The sequence below is a fragment of the Streptomyces sp. MB09-02B genome, assembly GCF_033794485.1.
GTDB lineage: Bacteria > Actinomycetota > Actinomycetes > Streptomycetales > Streptomycetaceae > Streptomyces.
Genome location: NZ_JARGEE010000029.1, coordinates 16,537 through 38,680 on the forward strand (window position 1 = coordinate 16,537; position 22,144 = coordinate 38,680).

A 22,144-nucleotide genomic window follows, 5' to 3' on the forward strand; every position below is an offset into this window, starting at 1 on the left:
AAGCATGGTCACCCGAAGGTGTGATGCCGCAGGACAGAGATTGGAACGGCCCTCCTCCAACGGCGTAGTGTCATATGCCTGTTGCCCGGGGCACTGGGCAACTCGCAGGTCAGGCCAGGGGAGAGGGCGGCACCGGGAATGGCGGAGACGAACTGGAGTGAGCAAGGACTGTGCAGGACCGCTGACCCCGATGCCCTGTTCGTCGAGGGCGCAGCGCAAAACCGCGCCAAAGCGCTGTGCGGCGGCTGCGGCGTTCGGACCGAGTGCCTCGCCTACGCCCTGGACCAGCGCATTGAATTCGGGGTGTGGGGAGGCACGACCGAGCGAGAGCGCCGGGCTCTGCTGAGGCGACGGCCCACGGTCACGTCCTGGCGGCGCCTGCTGGAAACGGCCCGCGTGGAGCACGGCCGCGACCGTGCCGTCACGCCTGCCATCCCGCAGGCGAGTTGACCCCACCCACATCTCAGGTTGCACAGGGAGCGCCGACGAAAGGCTTCGTTCAGCTCGGCTGCATCTCCTGTCCGCACTGCACGCTCAACCGCCGGGAGAACTGGCCATGACTGAGGTTCCGTGTGAAGCCGTCGGCGACGACACCGACCGGGAGGTTGTCGCCCATGAGTGGTCCGAGCTACGGGAGTTCGGCACGGGGCTGAGCTTGGACGACATCAGGTCGGGCGACTGGTTCACCAAGCTCTGCTTTAAGGCCCTGAGCTCCTACACCAATACCGTCGACTGGCAGTACTTCCAGGAGCGGTATGAGGGCCTGCCCGCGGACGCCATTGTCGACAAGCGGATCAAGACGGCGGCCCGGTATGCCGCACTCGAAGGCGGGTTGTCGGCCAGCGCCTACACGCTGACCATCGCCGCCACCATCGGCCCCCGCGGTGGTGCCTCCGCGGCGACCGTCCCGGCCGCGGGCGTGACGACGATGGTCGATCTCGCATTCATCACCCGGCTCCAGCTCCGCCTGGCCTACGACATTGCCGTCCTCTATCGAACCCCGCTCGACCTGTCCGACCCCGATGACATGTGGAAGCTCATCCGAGTGGCCTTCACGATCAAGAGCGGGGCAGTAGTCCGGGAAAGCGTGCTCAAGGTGGTCCCGGGCATGACGCGGCGGGTGATCAAGCGTTTCTACTCCCGAACGGCACTGACCGCCGCGAAGGGACTCCCCTTCGTCGGGAAGTCTCTTCTGCAGCGCAACGTCATCAAGATCGGTATCCCCGGGGTCGGCGTTCCCCTCGCGGTGGCAGCGAACCACTACACGACACTGCTCGCGGGGCGGCACGCGCAAGCCGTCTTCCGCAACGAAGCCCGAGTGATCGAACTCGCCGAGAACCTGAGCAGGCGCAGCCAGCACCCGCAGCTGATGCTGTGGGTCGCGTGGCTCGTCATCCGGGCGAACCACAAGACCTCCGACGAGGAGACACTGCTGATGCGCCACCTGACGAGGCTGGCCCGGGAGCAGCACCAGGTCGTCGACGAACAACTCGCCGGCCTCGTCGACTTCGACCCCGCCGAGGTGTGGCGGCGCATAGACGCCGAGCGAGGGGATCTGAGCGACCTCCTCGACGTAGCCGACCGGGTGGCCACTGTGGACGGCGCCATCAACGCACGCGAAAAAGCCGTCATATCCGAGCTTCGAGAGCGCTGCCGCCGAGTCTGACGCCACCCTGCCCCCTGGCAAAACCGCCTGATCGCGGAAGAGCTCTCATCAGCTGCAACCACCAGAAGCCGTCTTCGAAGGCACGGGAAACGATCACCTGAAGCGGCGCGTTCGCCGTGGTCAAGCAAGCACTGTCGGCGCCCGCACCGACTTCTTCTCCTCGTCTATGCGCTGCAGTAGACGACGAAGGTCCCCTTGGTCACTGCCTTGACCCAGGAGTGGGCCCCGGCCAGCAGGAGCTGCTGCTCGCTGCTGCATACGGCCGCCGACAAACCAGGCTGGGCGACGACGGTGTTGATGTGGGGGCGCAAATGAGGCGCGCGCTCCCGGATGCGGTAGAGCTCGTCAATGCTGCCGATCAGGTACGGGCTCTGTCCCGGATTACGGGCGGCCCACTTCACGGCACGGTTGTACAGGGTTCGCAGCAATGCCTCGACGCCGTACTCACGCCACTTCGCACCACGCACGGCCTGGCCGCACACCTCGTACAGGTCGGCGACGCGGCGGCCGGGTGTGGGCTCGTGGGAGTACTTGCAGTGCACGAGGGTGATGGTGATGTCCGTCTCGTCCGCAGAGATGCCGACGAGGTCGGCCACTTCGTTGGCCCCGTCGTCGTCGAGAAGGACGTCGAAGTGCTGCTGTCCGCTCAGGTGGAGAGACATGTAGTGCTGCACAGAGTGCGCCAGCTGCTGTGGTCCCATCGACTCGACCTGGATGTCGACGCCGTTCCACTCCAGCACGCTCAGCAGGGACAGGTCGAAGGGCGGCAGGTCCGTGCGCGGCGCGAGCAGACGGTCGTCAGGGGCCAGCACGCGGTCGCCGGCGAAGAACAGATGTGGCTTGTGCTTGTTGATCCAGTCGGCGGCCGGGATGAGGGTGCGCTGGTAGCGCACGAGGGCGTCCTCACCGAGGGGGGAGTAGGTGAGCCCCTGGTCGGTGAACTCGGCACTGTAAGGGACCTCCCAGTCCGGGGAGAGGAGAGAAAACAGGAGTGGCCCTTCGGCGGAGAAGTCGTCCACGCGGAAGCCGACATCGGTGACGGGGTGGGACCGCTCGTTGTACGTGAAGGGCGGGCCCTCCCCGAGACCGGCGCGCCACTGCCAGGGCCATTCCATGCCGAGCAGAGGGAAGTCAGGGCGCTCGGTCTGCTCGACGGGGATGATGAAGCCGGCCATCACATGCTCGAGGTCCACGCTCGAGTCGAGGATCTTGGCGCCCTGCTCGTCGCACCACGTCATCCACGCCAGCAGGTTCGGGGCCGTGCGCGGGGACCAGAAGCGACCCGACAGAGCCGCACAGATGGTGACCCTGGTGCCGTCGTCGAGACCCGAGGCGACGATGTGGGTCTGGCTGCGGTTCTTGCGGGCCGCCGCGTCGAGGGCCTCGTAGACGTCGCTGCCCACCAGGAGCGAGAAGCGGTTGAAATGGTCATGGGAGTCCAGCAGACCGACGTTGGTGGCCACCACACGGTCCAGGCCGGCGAACACCCGGAATGTGTCGAGTCCCTTGACTGGCCGGCTGTCACCGCCCAGGACCGCACTGGCCAGCTCCGTGTAGTCGCCCCGCTTGTGAGAGCCGTAGACGTACAGCAGCCTGCGCGTGTCGTCGAAGTACATGACGACCAGTTCGTAGAGGACCTGCTCCAGAAACTGCGGGGCACCCCAGTCCACCAGGGTGCGGTGCTCCACGACGAACCAGGCGATGCGCCCGTCGGCGCCGGTGGCGACGCTCTGCCCGAGCACCCGCTCCTCCCCGTAGCGGCCGATGGCGGCCTGCGGGTCCCATTCGCCCGACGGAGCACGGTGCAGCACGGCACTCATCTTCGGTTCCAGGACACTGACCGCCATGCCGTCCGGAACGTTCGAGAAGGAGGCATCGAACTCGCTGAGCTCTTCGCTGCGGGCCGTGCTCTGCTCGGTGATGTCCTGCAGAACCAGATTCCAGTCCGCGTCCTCCTTCAGCAGGTCACGCAACGGAGACAACGCCGCCTCAGGATCACGGGCCACGAACACGGACGCGGTGCCGATCCGGCCGGCCGCGGTCGACGCACCGCGGGTGAACCGCCCGATGAACTGGATCATCGGGCTGAGGCTCTTCCTGACGTCGTGCACCGCCGCGACCTTCAGCTCGGGCATGTCGAAGCCCTCGCCGAGCATGTTCACGCACACCACGATGCGGCAGCTGCGATCCCGCATCCCCGCCAGCGCCTCCGTGCGCGCCGGCGACGCCAACCCGTCATACAGCGCCACCGGACCAAGATCGGGCGCCACCTCCCGATACAGCGCACAGACCTCCAGGGCACGCCTGACGGTGTTGACCCGTGCCATCAGCAGGTGATCAAGCCCGGCGGCCAGATCGTCGCGCAACCGCTGCACCGCCAGCTCGGCGACCTTGCGGTCGTTGCCCTCCAGACTCAGCACCGTCCGGTAGTCGATGGGGGTGAAATACCCCTCCTGCTGAGCCTGGCGCAGCGGGTAGCGGAAGATCGTCCTCCCGGGAATCTTCCGGCCGTCCTCCCGGAACGGCGTCGCGGTGAACAGCAGCACCTTCCGGTCCTCGAACCGCCGAATCACACTCGACCAGGTCGAGGCCGGCGCATGGTGGGCCTCATCGACGATCAGGTGACTGAACTCGGACAGCAGCGCCTCCCGCGCCTCCGGCGTGCAGTGGTGCAGCACGTGCGGCGTCGTCACCACGACGTTGCAGGCCGCCGTGAACGCCTTCGCATCGGCCGCGTCGGTGAACCGGCGGGTCACCCGGCCCACACACGGGCGCAGCGCATCGCGGGAGACCACGCCCTGCCGCTGCAGGATGCCCAGCGACTCGAACTTCGCCGCGATCTGGTCCCGCAGCGCGATACTGGGCACGAGCACGAGCAGCCGCTCGGGCCGGCAGGCCACGAGCAGGGCCAGCATCGTCTCCGTCTTGCCCGTGCCGGTCGGCATGACCACCAGCCCCGGCTCGGGAAGCGTCGAGTACCAGTACCCGATCACCGCATGCAGGGCTCCGCCCTGCGGCGGCCTCAAGCCGCCCTCCCGCACCGCATCGTGCAACTCGATCGCATCCGCATACGACTTGAGCACCGCCTGCGGAGCCAGAAGATCCTGCGGCCCTCTCCAGCTCACCGCCCCCTCACCGCCATCGGGGAGCTCAGCGCTCAACGTCGCCGTCCCCTCCCGGGCGATGTCCCAGCGGCCGAACGAGTTGTGCACGAACCGGCCGTCCGGCCCGTCACAGACCTGCAAATCCCCTGCCGGCACGAGAAGCTGTCGGACCGTGTTACCTGCCCACTGCTGCGCAACCGCCCACAGCTCTTCCGTACGCAACAACCCCATCACCAGCCTGCTTCTCTGTCCGCACCCCAACTCCGGCACGTCACCCCAAACCGTCAGCGGGCCCGGGTGACCACGCGCCCCTGAGAGCTGCGGGACCGGTGGGAAGAGGCCGTACACCTGCGCAGGAGCTGATTCATGGTCCGCACGTGACAGCAGTTACGCAACTAAACGCTAAAAATGATCAAATTTCGTCTACTGAATCTGCTGTTTCATGCATATTGGGCTCGGAGCCAGTCGTATGTGAACACTTGTCGCCCGTACCAGCTCGCTGGCACGGCGATCTGCGACCTGCATCCCGGTGAACAGCGCAGCGGCCCCCGTCCACGGCCCAGGCTCCTGCCACAGCGCGGGGCGCTGCGACGACGGGAGAGCCCGGCGCAACACTGCGCGCATCCGGTGAGCCGGACGGGCCACGGGCGCAGGACGGACCGCCGCCCATTCCGGTCAATGCGCGGGCGCCTCCAGCCGCTGCTCGTCCAGGTCGAAGCCCAGCCGCTGGGCCTCGCCCAGGACGTCCGTCCACAGCGCCAGACTCGTCACGAGAGTCCATGGCTCGCCGCGCTCCGCGTCATCGAGGAGCACCGTCTCCGTGTAGCCGTCACTCCACTGCTCCCCACGGGCCGCCCCGTTCTTCCAACCACGCTCGTCAAACCACAGCCGTTTGACGGCCCCCTCCACCAGCCGCGCATGCAGCCCCACTCTGAATGACCGGGTGTAGACGACCTCCCAGCCATTGCGCGCGTGGACCTGCAACCGCGTATTGCGCGCGGCATCTTCGCAGATGCCGACCTTCGCCATGGCGGGATCGGACGACCGCCGCAGCAGATAGACGAGCCCCGGCTCGCTGTCCTTGAAACCGGTGACCTTGCAGCTACGGGAGTTGCAGGCTCCCTGCCCGCGGTAGAGGTTGCCCAGAGACGGGTTCACCGGACCGTGGCAGTTCAGACAGGTACCTGCCCACGGGGTGTTGGTGTTCTTGAAGGCCTCCGGATTACCTGGACGAAACCGGTAGGCGACCGCGCGCTCCCACGCCTGCTGCTTGGTCAGCGGCGTGTTCGGAGCGCAGTGCAGGCACGCTCCCTGGCCCTGGATCACGTCGTGCAGGCGGGGCCGCACCCGCTGCTGGCAGCGCAGGCAGGTGCCTGGCCACGGATCATCCACCCGGACGTAGGCGGTGGCGGGCTCCACACGGCCCTTCTGCCGCATGATGGCCACGGCCTCCTCGGGGTGGATCGCCCGCCGGGCGCAGTACTTGCAGGCCATGGCACCCCGCCGGACCGCTTTGATCAGCACCTTGATCGGTCTGCCCTCGCGCGGACAGTCCTCGTTGAGGCAAATGCTCTCCATCCGGCTGTTGTTGTTCATGTACGGCTCGAGCGGCTTGATATTGGCCAGGGCGATCGTCTTGGCGAGTTCCGCCTCGTCCAGCCGGAACCTCTCGGCCAGCGCGCGGTCTGCGCAGTCCCTGCAGCCGCGTGGTGCGTCACCGAACCTTCGTACCTTGGAGGCGATGCTGTCGTAGGTCGGATCGATGTCTGCACCGCAGCGTTCGCACGTGCTCGGCCAGGGGTCCTTGGCCTTGGTGAACGCGGTATTAGGCCTGCACCCGTTACGCAGCATCAACTGGCGTGCTTCTTCCGGGTCTACCGGCCGTCCCGACACCAACGTGACCATCTCCGAAGGTACGTGCGGACTTGATGCTGCTGCGTCCCCCGCGACTGTACGCGCCCCCCGAGGCCCCGACGCTGGCCGTGTCCGGACTCGGGGATGATGCCCGGGATTGTCCGGGAGGTCACATGGTGCGGTGGGAGGGCGGCCGTGTCTCTACGCAGCGGGTGAAGGTCCGCCGTTGGTTGTCAGTGCCTGCCTCTACCCTGCTGGTTGGGCAGCGCACAGGAGGCGTTATGGCGGATATGACGGCAGGCATGCAGGAGTTCTGGCCGCACGTGCTGGAAGCGGTCAAGAACCGGCGACGGTTCACCTGGATTCTGCTGGAGCAGCACACGGAGGTGCTCTTCTACGACGGCGCCACCCTGACGCTGAGCGCGCCGAACAAGGCCATATACGACAACCTCGTTAACTCGGGCGGCTACGACGTGCTGGACGAAGCCCTTGACCAGGTGCTCCATGCCCGGCCTGCCGTCGAACTGGTGGTGGAGGGAGGGGCGCCGCTGGCCCTTCCGCGCTCCGCGCCGGAAGACCCGGCGACGGAGGTGCGGGTGTCCGTCGCCGTCACCACCTCTGAAACCTCAAGCGAGCCAACCGAAGCAGCGACACACGCACTGCATCGCGCCCTGGCCCAGACCGCGTTCCTCATGCATGAGCAGGGCAACAGCCAGGCCGCGGCACTGCTGGCGGACGTCGAGGACGTGGAACTGGTCCCTGGCAACCGGTTCGGTGACTGGCAGGACGCTGTGCTCATCGTGCCGCCCTATCTCGTTCCCCGGTTCACCGAGAATGTGACCGCAGCCATCCAGCCGGTGTTCGAGCATGTGGCAGGACGGCATGGTCTGGAGATCGGCGGGGTCACCGCCGCGCCGGCGCTTCCCGACATCGGTGACGACTGGCGGCGGATACTGCAGGAGCGGCTGGCCAAGGGAGCGGCGTCCAACCAGGCCTCGAGGACCCGCCTCAAAGGAGTTGCCCCCGGGCTCAGCAAGGAAGGCTTCGTCTTTGACTCCCGCGAGGAAGTGCTCGTCTACGAGGCGCTGAAGAGGGCGCAGGCGGCGCTGCCCGAGGAGTCCACCATCTCCATCTTCCCGCTGCCGATGGGACGCGTCGGTGTCGGCAACGCCTGGACGCCGGACTTCCTCGTCACTGTCGCCGGCAGGGTGGGGATCATCGAGGTCGACGGACCCCACCACAGGGGACGCTTCGGCGCGGACACCACGCGCGACCGGCACTGGCGCAACAGCGGGATAGTTCACATCGAACGCATCCTGGTCGAGGAGACCAGCGCGGACGCCGATCTTGACGCGCTCGTCCGGCAGTTCCTCACACGGCTGCGTGAATACCGCTGACGCCCCCTCGGCGCGATGGGGCGGACAGGGACCCCGCACCCGCTTCTCGTCCTTCTGACGTAAAGTAGGGGTGGGCCAGGCCGACCGGTAACTGGCACCTTGCCGTGCCGATGCCCGGAGACTGTTGATGGAGATGATGGAACCGCACGTCCAGCTCGCGTTCGCCATGCACGCCGCACCCGGCGCCTACGCCGTGCTCCTCGGCGCCGGCGCCTCCATCGCCTCGGGCATGCCCTCCGCGTGGGATGTCCAGCAGGACCTCATCCGCCGCGTTGCTGCTGCGGAGAACATCGAGGAGACCGGCGATCCGCACGCCTGGTACCGGCAACGGTTCGGCCATCCCGCCACCTACGACACACTCCTGGACACCCTCACCAGCACCCCCTACGAGCGCCAGATACTGCTGCGCTCCTACTTCGAGCCCGACGAGCAGGAACGGGAAGAAGGACGCAAACGGCCCACGGCCGCCCACCACGCCATCGCCCGGCTCGCCGACGCCGGCATCGTCCGCATCGTGCTGACCACCAACTTCGACCGGCTCGCCGAGACCGCCCTGCGCGAGGCCGGCATCGAGCCCACCGTGGTGGCCCACCCCGACGACGCCGCTGGTCTGGCCCCGCTCCACATCGTCAAGTGCCTGGTCGTCCATGTACACGGCGACTACCTCAACCCCACCAGCATGCTCAACACCCCCGACGAACTCAAGCACTACCACCCTCAGGTCGATGCGCTGCTCGACCGCGTATTTGACGAGTACGGCCTGGCCATCGCCGGCTGGTCCGCCACCTACGACCCCGCCCTGCGCAACGCCCTGTCCCGCTGCACCACGCGCCGCTTCGCCACCTTCTGGACCGACCCCCGTCCGCTGTCCGAAGCAGCCCACGAACTGCTGACCCGCAGGGCCGCCACCTACGTGACCGCGGACGCCGACACCTTCTTCGCGCAGACCGCCGACGCCGTCGCCGCGCTCAACGACATCGCACGCGAACACCCCGTCAGCACCGCCATCGCCGTGGCGTCCGCCAAACGCGCCCTCGCCGGCACCCGGCAGGCCATCTCGCTGCACGACACCCTCGGCAGGGAGTTCACTCGCATCACCAACCTCCCCCTGCGCCAAGGCCCCTGGAACGTAGCCGACGAACCAGCCGAGTACGGCCACCGCCTCGACACGCTCCGCGCCGAGACCGAGCGCCTGCTCGCCCTGGTGGCCACCTGCGCCTACTGGGGCAGCGACGAAACCGACCGCTGGTGGATCACCGACATCGAACAGCTCGCGGAACCCAGCCGCGACGGCGGCTCGACCTCCCTCCTCAACCTCGTCCGTGCTCCCGCCGCCATGGTCACCCACGCGGCAGGGGTGGCCGCCCTCGCCGCTGAACGATGGCGAACTCTGGCCCGCATCCTCACCGAACCCCACACACCGGACCCCTACACGAACGGCCGTCCTGCGGTTCCGGTCGCGGTCCTCCTCGGCCCAGGCAGCGTGCTCGCCCAACGAAACGCTTCCGAGCAGCTCTACCAGCAGCTTCGCTCCGTCTTCACCGAACACCTGGCCCTCAGCCCGACCGCCTACACCGATGCCTGGGAACGCTTCGAACTCCTGCGGCTCATCGCCGTGTACAGCGCAGGACACAGCCTGGACGGAGCTCCCCACATGCGCCGGACGGGAGGGATGGACGCTTACCAGCCCCTCGCCGCCGCATGGCTGGAACGGCAGCTCACCCGTTCCCCCGAAGGGCACCCACTGCTGGCAGAGGGGTTCTGCGAAGGCGACATCGCCAAGCTGAAGGACGCCCAGGAACGGTTCCTGGAAGACTTCAACAGATGGGCCACACGCCTCGCGTGGGGAGCGGAATAGCCCCAATCCGTTCGCTGCCCTCCTGCGCCAGCCCGTGACAGGGACAGGCCGACCATCGGGCCAGGCGAGTGTAGGAACCCACGGCTCCCCTCCTCTCCGAGCGCCCGATGCCGCCGACCGGCTGATGAGGAAAGCCGGGCACGATGACGCACGTCGACCTCACGGACCAGCTTTGACCCGCTGTTCTTCCGGACGCTCTCGCCGCGGTGACGGCGGTGACGCACTTTCCCCCTATCTCTCGCTCTGGACTCCCTGTCCCAGTCTGTCGGGAGCGAGTCCACGGGCCGGACCGCGAATTGAACGGGCCCGCAGCCCAACTGCGTCGAGACGCCGCGATCCGCCTCGTCCAGATGACCCGCGGTGGCCCCCGCGCTGCAGCTGCCCGCTACCTCGGCATCACCCCCGGCGCCCTCCAGTCCGCAACCGTCACCATCCGCGCCTGGCAGAAGATGCCGGGCAACGCGGACGCCTACCAGGACGCACTTCAACGCATCGCCGAAATCGCCGCCGCGACCGAGGCGCCTTTCTCGACAAGACTCACCGCTCCTGACGAGACGACCGTCGGGCCTTGAACCCGTCGATGCGGGGACTGCCTTCCCCCGGTCGGAGAAGCGGGGCCGGGATCTACGCTGGGCACTCCTTCCGCCCCGTCCGAGGAGTAGCGTGCCGCCGGCCTTCGTCCATCGGATCACTAAATACGACCCCGCCGGCCGCGACGAGCACGGTCACTACACCGGCACCGAGGGCACGATCAGCGATTACGGGCCCGTCGAAGCGGCGTACCTTGCGGCGGTGGCCGCCTTCGCGGAGGACGCGGGCATCGACCGGCTGGAGATCCGCGACCCTGCGGTCACGGGCTTCGTCCACTTCGGCGGGGAGCCCTCAGTTGTGGGGCACGGCCTCGGTAGGCTCTTCCCGCCCGACCTCACCGGCTACCACGATGGGGCCGAGGTCTCCCTTCCGGTCGCCCTGGAACTGGTCCGAGCGATGCTCCGCGACCAAGGTGCTTGGTGCCGACTGGAGGTGGGGGATTTGTTCACTGTGCATGTCGGGTGGGACCAGTACATGTATGTGGGCAGCGACCGGCCCTGCGCGGAGGCCGTGGCCCGTACGCGGGAACTCGGCCTCTTCCCGGAACCGCTTACGGCCTCGCCCTACGCGGCCAAGGTCGACGAAGCGGAAGTGACGGAGCCAGCCGACGAGCACTTCTGGATACGCGTGCACACCGCGCTGGCCTCACGACATGCGTTGCTCCTCGAGGAAAGCTACGTTCGCAACGCCGCACGCTGGCACCGAATCACGCCGGAGAACCTCGACACAGTGCGCGCTGGTCTCGGCCCGCGCGCTTTGCTGACCGTCTGGCCCGACCTGACTCCGGACGTCGGCGCCGTCCTCGCTGCATTGCCTCAGGAGGAATCCATCGAGTTCGTCTGGGAGGCGCAGGACGGCACAATCAGCCACGCGATCGTCGACGACACCGATTACGAGGAACTCAGCGCCCACGTGGCCGATGCCCGAGCCGCCTGCGCGCTGCCCCTGTCCCTCGCCGAACACCACCCGCTGCTCTGTGCTGCCCTCCCGGACAGCGACGGCGTACTGCGCGCCCGGTGGTGACCCGGTTCGCGCGTCGGGCGAGCCAGCAGGCGCTGTGCATCGAAGCTGTCCTGCCACGCCAGATATCGCGCTCAGTCACAGCTATGGGCGAGCGCGGCATCTGGCCTGGCAGGGTAGTGGAGGGCGTTCACGTTGGCGAACCTTGGGGTCGAGTCGTTGTTGCCTGTACATCGGGGCAGCGCCAATCTATAGCTGGAGGCGGTTGCGCGACGGCAAGGGGTTCCGTCACGCGCGCAGGGGGTCTAACGGACACGTGAACGGTCTTCGGGAGCGAGATGAGGGGGGACAGCGGGTGTCGTCAGGAGGCCATGGCCGTGGGCAGAGGGCCGACTTCAGCAAGGAAACTCGTCTGAGGTTGGCCCAGCGCGCAGGATTCCGCTGCTCCAATCCCCAGTGCGGCGCTTTGACGATCGGCCCAGGCGCTGGAGCTGAGGGTGTCTCGGATACCGGCACGGCTGCCCATATTTTTGCCGCAGCGGCAGGCGGCCCGCGGGGAACCGGCGGCCTGCCGGACAAGGTTCGCTCTGCTATATCAAACGGGATCTGGATGTGCGCAAGTTGCGGTCGCCTTGTCGATGCGAACGCAGGAAAATTCTATTCAGAGTCTCTGCTTCGAAGCTGGAAAGATCTGCATGAGAATCGGACGCGCCTTGAGCAGGGAGGACATGTTCAGCCTTTTGGCTGGGTGCAGTCGCTTGAAGTCATGAGTCATTACCTCTTCACGCCGGGCGTCATTCGACTTTCGAAGCTTAATCTGCTTTTCGGGATGAACGGCTCGGGAAAGACCCGTCTATTCCATCTGTTGAGATGTCTGACTTCGCCGCAACTGCTCATGGATGCAGCGTCTGTCAAATATCCGGCCGACCTGTCATGTGCGATCACCTGGTTTGACCCGGCTCTTCGTCGGGCGGCGGTGGATGTGCGCGGTGAAGTGCTGGAATACCAGGTGGACGACAGGAGAGTCCCGCTCCCTCCTCGCCCCTACAGAGTCTGGTCTTTCGGCACGCAATCCTTCGTAATGGAGTCGCCCACCGTCAGCGGTGTAGCTGATTTCCTGGGTGTCGATCCATGGACGGCTAGAACCGTCGTAGCCAGCCTTCCGAGTCTCCTGCCTGATGTGATATCCGGCGTATCTCTGAACAGTGATGGTTCCATCAGCGTCACATATTGCCGAGGGTGGCGAGCGGCGGAGCGAAGCCGGATTTTTCCGTTCTATGTGCTCGCGGCTTTCGCTGAACTGCAAGCTCGCGCAGAACCGACGATTCTAGTTCTTGACGAGCCGTTCGCTTGCCTGCATCCAGCCATTGAGATGGAGATCCTGGATTTGTTCGAATCATCCCAATGGGCATTTCAGGTGATTCTCGCCACGTTCAGCCCTCATGCTTACGATCGGCGACACCAAGGGTGGAGCGCAACTGTTCTTGTGTCCGAAGAGGGTCGCAAGTCACGGATTTCCCAAGAGGATGATGACGTAGAGGCGATCAATAGATCACCCGAGGGTGAATCCTTGGAGGAGATCATCAAAAAAATGCGGCCGAGTAGTAGGAAACTGTAAAACGGCGGTTGCCGCGGTGTCCGTGGGCGGTGTCGAGCCGAGGTGGGGCGACGGGATCCGGTTGATCGCCAGGCCCGCTCCGTGGTTGCCGAGAGCCGGTCTGTTGGGCACCTGTGGACGGTCGGCACATCACTGATGGCGGCGTCTTCTCCGGTTCTCCCGGGTCGGAGTCCTGAGCACCGAGGCTGTCCATCTGGGCCAGGTGCGGCGTTCAGTCACAGCTGTGACCGAACGCTGTAGGTGGCCACCGAGGTCCCCCTCAGACGTGTGCGGGGGCCGAGCGCGCCGTCCAACTCACGCAACGTTCCGCGCTGATCGCTCCAACATGGAAGAGTGCGACTATGGCGATAGAAAGTCTCCGAGACCTGTGCACTGCCATGGACACGGCAGCGATAGAGACCTGGGGACGCATCGAGTTCGGGCGTCTTCCCGGGCTGGCTTCGTTCGTTAGTTGCGACAGCAGTTGTCGATGAGTTTGAGCAGCACTTACCGATCTTCGGCGCGTTCGTTGTTCAGCAGTTTTGACGGCAGCCGAGAGTAGGTGAGTCGGCCCGCCCTGCAGTCCGGCTCCGTGTGGTCGCTAGGTTCGGATCATGACGATCACGTATGAGTGGCGAGGCGACGTCGACAACTCAGCTCTCAACAAGCTGCATGCCGAAGGGTTCGATCATCCGGTCGGGCAGACGGACTGGCGTGCAAGGCTTCAACGTCACAGCCTCGGCTGGGTCTGCGCCTGGGAGGATGATCGTTTGGTCGGCTTCGTTAACGTCGCCTGGGACGGCGGCGTCCATGCGTTCGTCCTGGACACGGTCGTAGCTCAGCGCAATCGTTCGAACGGGGTGGGAGCCGCGCTGGTCAAGGCGGCTGCTGAGGGATGCCGTGCTGCAGGGTGTGAGTGGCTGCATGTCGACTTCGAAGAGCACTTGCGATCGTTCTACTTCGATGCCTGCGGCTTTAGAGAGACGGCGGCAGGGCTGATCGCCTTGTGACCTTGGGCCTCCCGGCCCTGGGGATGTGTCCGGAGACCGGGAGGGAAGATCTTCAGCTGGCGATGTGCTCTTCGGCTCGGGCCCGGGTGCTGGCGAGGCGGTAGGAGTCGGTGCCGGTCTCGATGATCGTGCCGTTGAAGGTGAGACGGTCGACGATGGCCGCGCAGAGGCGGGGATCGGTGAAGGTCTTGGTCCAGCCATCTGGGGCTGGCATTTGTTCCCTCACACGGGTTGCCGCTGCCACCTGGCCGTTTCCCGTTCCTGCGGTCCTCGTTGGTTCTCGCGGTGGCAGCCTGATTTTCAAGGTGCTGCCTTGACCGTTCAGGTGCGAGGAAGGTGTGCCGGTGGCCGAGGCGAGACTGCAGGTCATCGCGGGCGGGGCCGTCCCGCAGACGCCGCTGACGACGGATCCGTGGCAGTTCCAGGCGGCGTGTGTCGACGCGTTCGTCGCTTCGTGGAGGGCCCGCGGGTTCAGCCCGGTGACCATCGACAACGACATCGGGCTGCTGGAGCGGACGCTCACGGCGCTCGGCCGACCCGCGTGGGACGTGACGCCCGAGGACATCGACCGCGTCGTCGGTGACCTCTCGGTCCAGGGCCGCAAGACCTCGACCCGGCGGGAGTACGTGCAGATCTTCAAGGGCTTCCACCGGTTCCTGCAGGCCCGTAAGGCGGCCGAGATCGAGGCCGCGTTCGGCGTCCGGCTGGTCTGCCCGGTCGACGAGTTCAACGCTTCGCGGCATGTCGGCGACGAGTCCCCGGCTCTGCTTCCGCCGCCGACACCCGAAAGGGTGGCCGAGTTCTTCGACTTCATGAAGCAGCGGATCGCCACCGCCCGGAAGTACGGACCCGCGGCCCGTGACTATGCGATGTTCCGGACGCTGTATCACGCCGGGCTCCGCTCGGAAGAAGCCTCGCTGCTGGAAAAGCCGGACGCGCACTTCACCCGTGGCCCGTTCGGCAAGCTGCATGTCCGTTTCGGCAAAGGCGCCCACACCTCCGGGCCTCGCCCTCGCTGGGTTCCCATGCTCGACGGTCTCGACCTCGTGCTGCGGTGGTTCCTGGAAGACGTACGGCCCAAGTTCCCCAACTCGCCGGTGCTGTTCGCCGACGAGTCCGGCGGCCCCCTGCACCGCGGGACGATCCGCAACCGGCTGCGGTATCTCATGCAGCTGGAAGGACGGCCGGCGGACGAGCGGTTCAGCCCGCATGCGCTGCGGCGGGCCTGCGCGACGCACAACTACGAACGCGGCGTCGACCTGGTGGCGATCCAGCAAATGCTCGGTCACTGGACGGTCAGCTCGACCATGCGATATGTCCGGCCCTCCGCGACCTTCATCGAGGACGCGTATCAGCGGGCGGTCGCCAGCACGCTGGCCGAGCTGACGGGGAAGGACACCACGGCATGAAGATCCGATGGCGGCTGCGGATGGCCGCAGCCCAGCGCGAGGTGTGGACCGGGACGGAACTGCGGCGGCTCCTGGCCGAGAAGGCCGGCCTGGAGCTGTCCTCGGCGTCGGTGTCCGCCCTGTTTACCAAGGAGCCCTCGCAGATGAAGATGACCACGCTGGCCGCGTTGTGCACCGCGCTGGAGTGCACCCCTAACGACCTGATCGAGGTCGACACCACCCCCGTCGAGCGACCCATTGCACCACCCCGGCCGGTCGCCGACCTTCCGCCAGCCGCCTCAGCCAGGGGCCGGTCCATGCCACCCCTGTGACCAGCGGAGAGCACGATGGGCAAGAGGCAACGAGACTGCGTCACCTGCGGGGCTCCCGTCGGATATCTCGACCGCCTGCACTGTTGCCGATGCCGGCGCCGGATCGAGGAACAGGCGGCCAAGGCGACATGCCCGGCCTGCGGCAAGGCTCGCGTTCTCCAGCAGGACACCGGCCGGTGCATCACGTGCTCCCGCGTCTGCGACGAATGCGGCCATCCAGTCCGTGCGTCCCACACCCGGCTGTGCCGGGACTGCCGCCGCAAAGCCGAGCAGATCGCGGCCCAGCAGGTGTGTCCCCGCTGCGGCAGGCCCGGCTATCTGCGAGAAGACACCGGCTGGTGCGGCCACTGTTCCCGGCCCCGCCAAGACAAACAGCCACCGCGGACCTGTCGCGAGTGCGGCCAGGTGCGGCGGCATGCCGGACTCGGGCTGTGCTCAGCATGCTGGCAGAAGCATCCCGGCCGCCCCTTCATCCGCGGTGAACACCTCCGAGACCAACTCGCCGACCCGCCGGAGTGGCTCGATACCTTCATCGCCCATGTTGCGGGCACCCACTGCGTCTCCAGGGCCTGCGGCTTCGTCACCGACTTGGGCCGACTCCTGGGAGACGAGCACTCCAACTCGCCCCAGGCGCTGTTGGAGCGGTCCCGCAGGCCAGGGCGGTCGATGGGCTCGTTCGCCCGTGCACTCGAGGACTTTTTCACCCTCCATGGCCTGGCCCTGCCCACTGACCAGGCCGAACGACTCGCGGTCGGCCGACGCAGACGCCGCATCGACGCGGTCCCCGAACCGCTGCAGCAGGCCGTCATCGCCTTCGACGCCTTCCGGATGCGGGCCCAGCAGCGGGCCCGGCGGGCCGGCACCCGCCCCCGCAGCAACCACACTCTGGAAACAGCTCTGACCATCCTGCGTGACCTGGCGCTCTTCCTGATCAGCCAGCGGAACAAGAACGACTGGGCCCTCGTCGATGTTCACGACGTCGAAGCGTTCCTGGCCACCTTGCCCAAAGCACGCAAGCGCCGGCTGGTCGTGCTGGGCCAGTTCTTCCGCTTCGCCCGTGCCCAGCACATCGTGCTGATCGATCCGACCCGGAACATGACCTCCAAGAGCTCAAAGGGTTTCCGCGGCAGGACCCTCACCCTCGACCAGCAGCGCTGTCTCTTCCGCCGCTGGACGACCAACGAGGAGGTCCATCCCCACGAGGCAGTCGTGGGGATGCTCGCTCTGCTGCATGGTGCCTCCAGCTCGGAGGCCCGGATGCTGCAGGTCAACGACGTGGACCAGCAGGCCCAAACGGTCCGGCTCGGCAAGCGGCCCCATCCTGTCCCGCTCGATCCCGCCTCATGGACAGTGCTTCAGCGCTGCCTGGACCATCGCCAGGCATGGCGGACCGACAACCCACACGTCGTAGTCACCAAAGGGACAAAGGCCGGGCGAAGCCCGGCCTCCACCGCCTACCTCTCCCACGTCCTCGACGACTGCGGCTTCCCGCCCCGGATGATCCGCAGCACCCGCCTTGTCGACATGGTGAACACGATGGACCCCAAGCTCGTCGCCGCCGCGTTCGGAATGGACCCGCAGGCCACCCTGATCTATCTCGCCGACCACGTCGACGAGGGCCGTCTGCCGGCTCCGTGACCAGTCGGCCTGGCTAAGAAAGGCGCAGGCCGCCCGGAAGTTCCTCTTCAATGATCTCGACCAGCCAGTCGAAGGCGGTCGGGCCACGGCCGGCGCGGGCTTCCGCCAGCCGGGCGGCCATGTGTTCCTTGTTCGTCGGATGACAGCGGGCGAGCCACATCTCGAGCTGCCGGGCAGTCTCGGGGTGCCCGAGATGCTGGCGGGAGGCTTCGTGGTCACGCCATTCGATCATGAAGTCGCCATCGTCCGGTGTCCCGAAGCCGCCGCGGAGGCAGTCAGCGAATGCATCGAGGTTCCGGCCGAAGTAACCGCCGCAGCCGATGCTCTCGCCAGCGACCCGCCAGAAGTCCTCCAGCGACCTGACCTGGCTGCCGTCCAGCACATATCTCACTGTCACAGCCCGCAGAGTACGTCCAACCCGGCGGCCTGCCCATTCGTTTTGAACCCGTGCTGTTCAGGCAGCACCTCGCACGGGTTCGCCGGAACGTGTGCGCTTTGCCGAAGGACTCGTTGGAGGCGATGGCGACGCTGTTCTTCTCCTCCCGCTCGGTCAGCACCTGGAACAGCAGCTCGGCGCCGTGGCGGTCGAGTTCCATGTAGCCGAGTTCGTCGATGCAGAGGAGATCGACGCGGCCGTAGCGGGCGATGGTCTTGTTGAGCTGCTTCTCGTCGGCGGCCTCGACCAGCTCGTTGACCAGCTTCGTGGCCAGCGTGTAGCGGACTCGGTAGCCCTTCATGGCGGCCTCGGTGCCCAGGGCGATGAGCATGTGGGACTTGCCGGTTCCGGAGTCGCCGATCAGGCAGAGCGGCTGGCTCTTCTTGATCCATTCGCAGCTGGCGAGCGTGTGGACGGTGGCCGCGTCGATGTTCGGGTTGGCGTCGAAGTCGAAGGCCCGAAGTGACTTCTCCCGTGGGAAGCCCGCTGCTTTGATCCGTCGTTCCGAGCGGCGGCGTGCCCGGTCGTCGCACTCGGTCATCAGCAGTTCGGCGAGGAAGCCGCGGTAGGTCATCTGGTCCTTGACCGCCCGGTCGGCGATGTCGTTGAACTCGTTGCGGATCGAGGGCAGCCGCAGCAAGCGACAGGCGGTGTCGATCGCGGCGTCGGCGGCCTGCTCGGTCAAGCCTCGCTGGCGGGGCAGGGTCACTGGGCTTCTCCCTCACGGTGTTCGCTGCCGCTGGTGCGGCGGCGTCGGAGCAGTTGGTCATAGGGGGTCACCGACGGCAGTGGTCTGGTGTCCGGTGGGAGGTGCGCGAGGCGCCACTCGTGCAGTGACGTGACGGTGGCCGGCGTCTGCCCAGGAAGCGCCGGGATGGATGCGCCGATGGTTGGCTCGTCCTCCGTCTGGGCGGCCTTGCGGGCCTCCAGGGCGACCGCGTCGGCGGTCAGGGCGCCGGCCCGCAGCGCGGTGGCCAGGCCAGCGACCACGTGCTCGTGGGCGAGGTGCCGGTTCAGCAGCAGGACCTCGATCAACGCCCGGGTGCCGTCCCGCTCGCCGTGAACCTTGCGGGCCTGTGCCCACCAGGCGTCGTGGACCGGGGTGAACTTGCCCGCTGACCGGGCCTGTTCCAGTGCCGTGGCACCGGGGAAGGCGCCGGGCTTGCGGATCAGGGCTTCGAGGTAGTGGTCCAGGTCCAGGCGGCAGCTGCCCTTCGCGATCAGCCTCTCGTGGCGGGCCACCTCGACGTTTCTGTCGTAAACCACCAGGTGAGAGGCGTGCAGGACGACTCGCACCCGCTTGCCGATAAGGCGGGTCGGGACCGAGTAGCGGTTGGTGCGGACGGCGATCTGGCTGTAGCGGTCGACCCGTGGCGTGAACAGCCGGCCGGTCTCGAACGGCTCATCCGGCAACGGCACCAGTAGCGGCTGCTCGACGGCGAAGTACTCGTCGACGGTCCGCGGCCGTGAGCCGATCCGGCGATGCCCGTCGTGCAGGTCCCACTGGTCGACCATCTCGTTCAGCTCTGCGAGGGAGTCGACTTCCGGGACTGGTGTGAAGTGGTTGCGGCGGAAGTAGCCGATCATCCCTTCGACTCCGCCCTTCTCGTGGGCGCCTTCGATGCCAGGGCGGCAGTAGAAGCTCTCGATGTTGAAGTGCGAGCGGAAGGCGATCCACCGGTCGGTCTCCACCCGGGCCCGGTTCAGCCCCAGCACCTGGGCGACGGCCGACTTCAAGTTGTCGTAACGGATCTTGCTTCGCGGGACACCACCCAGCGTGCGAAGCGCGTGCACGTGCCCTTCGAAGAAGGCTTCCTGGCCGCAGGAGGCGAAGACCCGGTGGACGGCCTTGCCCGAGTAAGACAAGCGGAGCGAGAACAAATAGCAGGTCACCAGCTCGCCGGCCAGGCGCACGGTCACGTCGCCGAAGTCGACCTCCGCCTCGTGGCCCGGCAGATGGGTCTGCGGCACGAACGCTTCCACCGGGGCCTTGCCCGAGGCCGCGAGGATCTCCGGCTTCCGGTCGGAGACATAGCGGCGGACCATCTGGTAGGACACATCGGCGCCGTGCTCCTCGATGAGCCGGTGGAAGATCCGCGTGATCGTATGGCGCTGCTTGCGTGGCGCGTCAAGGTCCGTCCGCAGCATCTCGTCGACCACCGGCTTGTACGGATCCAGCGCAGTTGGCCGCGGCGGCAGCTTCTTCCGGGGCTCCGGCCAGACCGAGTCCACGGCCTTCTTGACCGTCCTCCACGACACGTTGTACTTGCGCTCAAGCTCGCGCATCTTCATGCCGGCACGGTGGTCACGCCGGATCGCCGCGTACAGCTCGACCTTGGACATCTGCGGCATGACCAGGACCTTTCACCAGGAGCACCCCGATGCTGCCCTGGCAAGTACCCCGGTGCTGTCAAAACTCGTGAACATCACCCGACCGTGGATCTGGGTGCCTCCCAAACCCGTGAACAACTGACGGCACTACTCGTGAATAAAGCCACCGGGCGCAGGTTCGACGAGACGGCTGTCACGGACATCCTGCTCTTCACGCTCCAGAACCAAGTCCCTGGATTGCTGACTTACCAAAGCAGCCAGGTGCAAGAGCGGAATTCGGGCGCTGACTGGGAGTGGTGGATTGGAGACGACCAGGCGGGGTGGATCTGCCTTCGCATCCAGGCCAAGCGCGTCTACGAGGACAACACCTACCGGATGCTGAAGCACCGTGGGGCAGGCGAAGACGCGTTCCAGTACGACACGTTAATCAAGGGATGTAACCCTGATCAGGCCCGCTACGCGTTTCACGTCTTCTATAACGGCTGGCCCGAGGGTACTTTCGAGGAAGGAACGTACTGGGCGCCGCCGGCCCGGTGGAACGCCTGCCCAGGGCTGAGTTCGTACAAGGACTGCAAGCACGCCGAGCCTCGCCACTACGGCTGCGCCATCATCTCTACCCTGGACGTCAAGAAGCTCGGCGACAGCGACATCGCCGCACCGGCCGCTGCCAGATTCCGCGTGCAGAGGTACCTGTCAGCGGCCGTCCCCTGGTCGTACGCCTTTGGGTTCCCGCCCTGGGACTCCAGGCGAGGGGAGGAACGCTGGCACCCCAGGTTGGACCGCGGTGACTGGGTTGACCGTGTCCACGGCACGCTTGATGTGCTCACCCGGCGAGGTGGCGCCCGCGGGGCACTGGACGCCTCGGGGCACCTCGGAGAGATCCCGATCGATCGAGACCAGCGGACCTTCGAGCTTCCGCCGTACGTCGAGGCGATGCGCAGGAGCATCCCGGGTCGCTTTGAGCCGGCTTCTGAGGACGAGGCGCCTGCCGCGCCTCAGACGGTGATCGTTGAGCGGAAGCCGAAGCGGGCACGCAAGCGGAAGTAACAGAGGGCTGCCGCTGAAGCCACCGGAGCTCCGCTTTGCGAGGGCCGGTCAAACCCTCGGAAGCGTCTCGCAGCTGGTGTGCCGGCTGCGCTCAACGACCTGGTTCGCGCTGGTGCACCTAGCTGAGCGCCGTGCCTGGCCAGACTGGGCAGGTGCGGCGCTCAGTCACAGGGGCGGGCCCGGTCCGTTCCGTCCTCGCCGGCGGTCCGTGCCCGGCCGGGCGGCCGTGTGGCAGAGAACTGGCTTCACGGGAGCAGTAATCGAGAACTCACTTCGTCGACGGGCCTGGGTTCGATTTGCGTTGATTGTCAGTAGTTATCTCTAACGTAGCTTCTGCCGCTGCGATCGCGGGTACAGCGGTGGTGCTCGAGCGCTTCGTCGATCAAAGAGGGGTTCCACCACGAGGGGCATTTGGTCTGTGGCGAGGCGGGGAGGGTCAAGCGCCACGTCAGGAAACCGATCGCCTGCACCTCCGGAACCCTCACCGCGATCGACCACGTCCTGCTCAACCTGGCCCATGACTCCGGAGTGCCCATCACCTACGCAGGAGACCTGGATTCCTGGGGCCACGACATCGCCCGCATCGTCAGCAGCCGCTACACCGCCACCATCACCGGCATGGACCACGTCATCCACCGACACGTCAGCAGGGCGCCGGCAGGCCCACACCAACGCTCCTGCAGCGAACCGGGCAGTGCCCCGCATCTACCAGGAGAACCCCGCAATCCTGGACCTGATTCTGGGACAGAGCGCCGATGACCCCCTGCCCCGCCCCAGACAGCCCGCAGCCGCGCCCGCTTCGGACCACCCGCAGGAGCACGAGCTATCCAACGGGTTGAGGTTCCCCCGTTGCGCGAGAGGTGCTGATCAGCTGGTCAGTGAGGGTTGACGGGGTTTCAGGTTCGTCGGTTCGGCCGTCGCCTGCTCGGCGTAGT

The 22,144-nt window shown here is 66.6% G+C and carries 18 protein-coding genes and 1 pseudogene; 13 read left to right on the forward strand and 6 right to left on the reverse strand.

The window, feature by feature from the left end; genetic code table 11:
• The first annotated feature begins 138 nt into the window (after positions 1–138).
• Positions 139–450, forward strand: a complete 312-nt coding sequence (locus tag P1P70_RS06865; protein WP_319235437.1) for a WhiB family transcriptional regulator — start codon at positions 139–141, stop codon at positions 448–450.
• Positions 451–556: 106 nt separating this feature from the next.
• Entirely contained in the window at positions 557–1,666 is a 1,110-nt protein-coding gene (locus P1P70_RS06870) for a hypothetical protein (protein WP_319235439.1), read from the forward strand.
• Positions 1,667–1,830: 164 nt separating this feature from the next.
• Here the strand turns inward: P1P70_RS06870 and P1P70_RS06875 are convergent, their stop codons facing one another.
• Entirely contained in the window at positions 1,831–4,878 is a 3,048-nt protein-coding gene (locus P1P70_RS06875; protein ID WP_319235441.1) for a DEAD/DEAH box helicase, read from the reverse strand.
• A 567-nt stretch (positions 4,879–5,445) separates the two neighbouring features.
• Positions 5,446–6,675 (reverse strand): hypothetical protein, encoded by a 1,230-nt coding sequence (locus P1P70_RS06880; protein ID WP_319235443.1) that lies wholly within the window; start codon positions 6,673–6,675, stop codon positions 5,446–5,448.
• A 230-nt stretch (positions 6,676–6,905) separates the two neighbouring features.
• On the opposite strand from P1P70_RS06880, the gene P1P70_RS06885 reads away from it, so the two are divergent.
• The 6 genes from P1P70_RS06885 to P1P70_RS06910 all read left to right on the forward strand — a co-directional run bounded on the left by P1P70_RS06885 (position 6,906) and on the right by P1P70_RS06910 (position 14,037).
• Positions 6,906–8,021, forward strand: coding sequence for a hypothetical protein (locus P1P70_RS06885; RefSeq protein ID WP_319235445.1), 1,116 nt, complete (start codon positions 6,906–6,908; stop codon positions 8,019–8,021).
• Between the two features lie 127 nt (positions 8,022–8,148).
• Positions 8,149–9,879, forward strand: a complete 1,731-nt coding sequence (locus P1P70_RS06890) for an SIR2 family protein (protein ID WP_319235447.1) — start codon at positions 8,149–8,151, stop codon at positions 9,877–9,879.
• 296 nt (positions 9,880–10,175) lie between these two features.
• Entirely contained in the window at positions 10,176–10,451 is a 276-nt protein-coding gene (locus P1P70_RS06895; protein WP_319235449.1) for a hypothetical protein, read from the forward strand.
• A gap of 91 nt (positions 10,452–10,542) precedes the next feature.
• Complete coding sequence (locus P1P70_RS06900; RefSeq protein ID WP_319235451.1) at positions 10,543–11,493, forward strand: RNA-binding protein; 951 nt, start codon at positions 10,543–10,545, stop codon at positions 11,491–11,493.
• A 355-nt stretch (positions 11,494–11,848) separates the two neighbouring features.
• On the forward strand, positions 11,849–13,048 hold the full coding sequence (locus P1P70_RS06905; protein ID WP_319235453.1) for a hypothetical protein: 1,200 nt from the start codon (positions 11,849–11,851) through the stop codon (positions 13,046–13,048).
• 593 nt (positions 13,049–13,641) lie between these two features.
• On the forward strand, positions 13,642–14,037 hold the full coding sequence (locus P1P70_RS06910; RefSeq protein ID WP_319235455.1) for a GNAT family N-acetyltransferase: 396 nt from the start codon (positions 13,642–13,644) through the stop codon (positions 14,035–14,037).
• A 52-nt stretch (positions 14,038–14,089) separates the two neighbouring features.
• Here P1P70_RS06910 and P1P70_RS06915 read toward each other — a convergent pair.
• Positions 14,090–14,236: pseudogene (locus P1P70_RS06915) on the reverse strand (ATP-binding protein); the annotation flags it as partial.
• Positions 14,237–14,381: 145 nt separating this feature from the next.
• Between P1P70_RS06915 and P1P70_RS06920 the strand changes: the two are divergent.
• From P1P70_RS06920 to P1P70_RS06930, 3 genes are all read left to right on the forward strand, one after another.
• Positions 14,382–15,446, forward strand: coding sequence for a tyrosine-type recombinase/integrase (locus P1P70_RS06920; RefSeq protein WP_319235457.1), 1,065 nt, complete (start codon positions 14,382–14,384; stop codon positions 15,444–15,446).
• Positions 15,443–15,757: a helix-turn-helix domain-containing protein gene (locus tag P1P70_RS06925; protein WP_239758277.1), complete on the forward strand. Its 315-nt coding sequence runs from the start codon at positions 15,443–15,445 to the stop codon at positions 15,755–15,757. Before P1P70_RS06920 ends, P1P70_RS06925 begins: the two co-directional genes overlap by 4 nt.
• Before the next feature lie 588 nt (positions 15,758–16,345).
• On the forward strand, positions 16,346–17,395 hold the full coding sequence (locus tag P1P70_RS06930; RefSeq protein ID WP_319235460.1) for a hypothetical protein: 1,050 nt from the start codon (positions 16,346–16,348) through the stop codon (positions 17,393–17,395).
• Between the two features lie 13 nt (positions 17,396–17,408).
• Here the strand turns inward: P1P70_RS06930 and P1P70_RS06935 are convergent, their stop codons facing one another.
• The 3 genes from P1P70_RS06935 to istA are packed head-to-tail and all read right to left on the reverse strand — an operon-like array spanning position 17,409 to position 20,183.
• A complete protein-coding gene (locus P1P70_RS06935) occupies positions 17,409–17,777 on the reverse strand; it encodes a barstar family protein (protein WP_239758281.1) in 369 nt (122 codons plus the stop codon).
• Complete coding sequence (gene istB, locus P1P70_RS06940; protein ID WP_319235462.1) at positions 17,671–18,540, reverse strand: IS21-like element helper ATPase IstB; 870 nt, start codon at positions 18,538–18,540, stop codon at positions 17,671–17,673. Before istB ends, P1P70_RS06935 begins: the two co-directional genes overlap by 107 nt.
• Positions 18,537–20,183: an IS21 family transposase gene (istA, locus tag P1P70_RS06945; RefSeq protein WP_413471427.1), complete on the reverse strand. Its 1,647-nt coding sequence runs from the start codon at positions 20,181–20,183 to the stop codon at positions 18,537–18,539. Before istA ends, istB begins: the two co-directional genes overlap by 4 nt.
• Before the next feature lie 84 nt (positions 20,184–20,267).
• Here istA and P1P70_RS06950 point away from each other — a divergent pair, with 84 nt between their 5' ends.
• Positions 20,268–21,209 carry a DUF6615 family protein gene (locus tag P1P70_RS06950; RefSeq protein WP_319235464.1) on the forward strand — a complete coding sequence of 314 codons (942 nt, stop codon included), beginning with the start codon at positions 20,268–20,270 and terminating at the stop codon, positions 21,207–21,209.
• A 411-nt stretch (positions 21,210–21,620) separates the two neighbouring features.
• On the forward strand, positions 21,621–21,968 hold the full coding sequence (locus tag P1P70_RS45700) for a DUF2399 domain-containing protein (RefSeq protein ID WP_413471428.1): 348 nt from the start codon (positions 21,621–21,623) through the stop codon (positions 21,966–21,968).
• Positions 21,969–22,144 lie beyond the last annotated feature (176 nt).

Excerpts from the sequence above, each read along its gene's own strand:
- P1P70_RS06865 (WP_319235437.1), top strand. The coding sequence starts at position 139 with ATGGCGGAGACGAACTGGAGTGAGCAAGGACTGTGCAGGACCGCTGAC.
- P1P70_RS06870 (WP_319235439.1), top strand. The coding sequence starts at position 557 with ATGACTGAGGTTCCGTGTGAAGCCGTCGGCGACGACACCGACCGGGAG.
- P1P70_RS06880 (WP_319235443.1), bottom strand. The coding sequence starts at position 6,675 with ATGGTCACGTTGGTGTCGGGACGGCCGGTAGACCCGGAAGAAGCACGC.
- P1P70_RS06885 (WP_319235445.1), top strand. The coding sequence starts at position 6,906 with ATGGCGGATATGACGGCAGGCATGCAGGAGTTCTGGCCGCACGTGCTG.
- P1P70_RS06890 (WP_319235447.1), top strand. The coding sequence starts at position 8,149 with ATGGAGATGATGGAACCGCACGTCCAGCTCGCGTTCGCCATGCACGCC.
- P1P70_RS06910 (WP_319235455.1), top strand. The coding sequence starts at position 13,642 with ATGACGATCACGTATGAGTGGCGAGGCGACGTCGACAACTCAGCTCTC.
- P1P70_RS06925 (WP_239758277.1), top strand. The coding sequence starts at position 15,443 with ATGAAGATCCGATGGCGGCTGCGGATGGCCGCAGCCCAGCGCGAGGTG.
- istA (WP_413471427.1), bottom strand. The coding sequence starts at position 20,183 with ATGCCGCAGATGTCCAAGGTCGAGCTGTACGCGGCGATCCGGCGTGAC.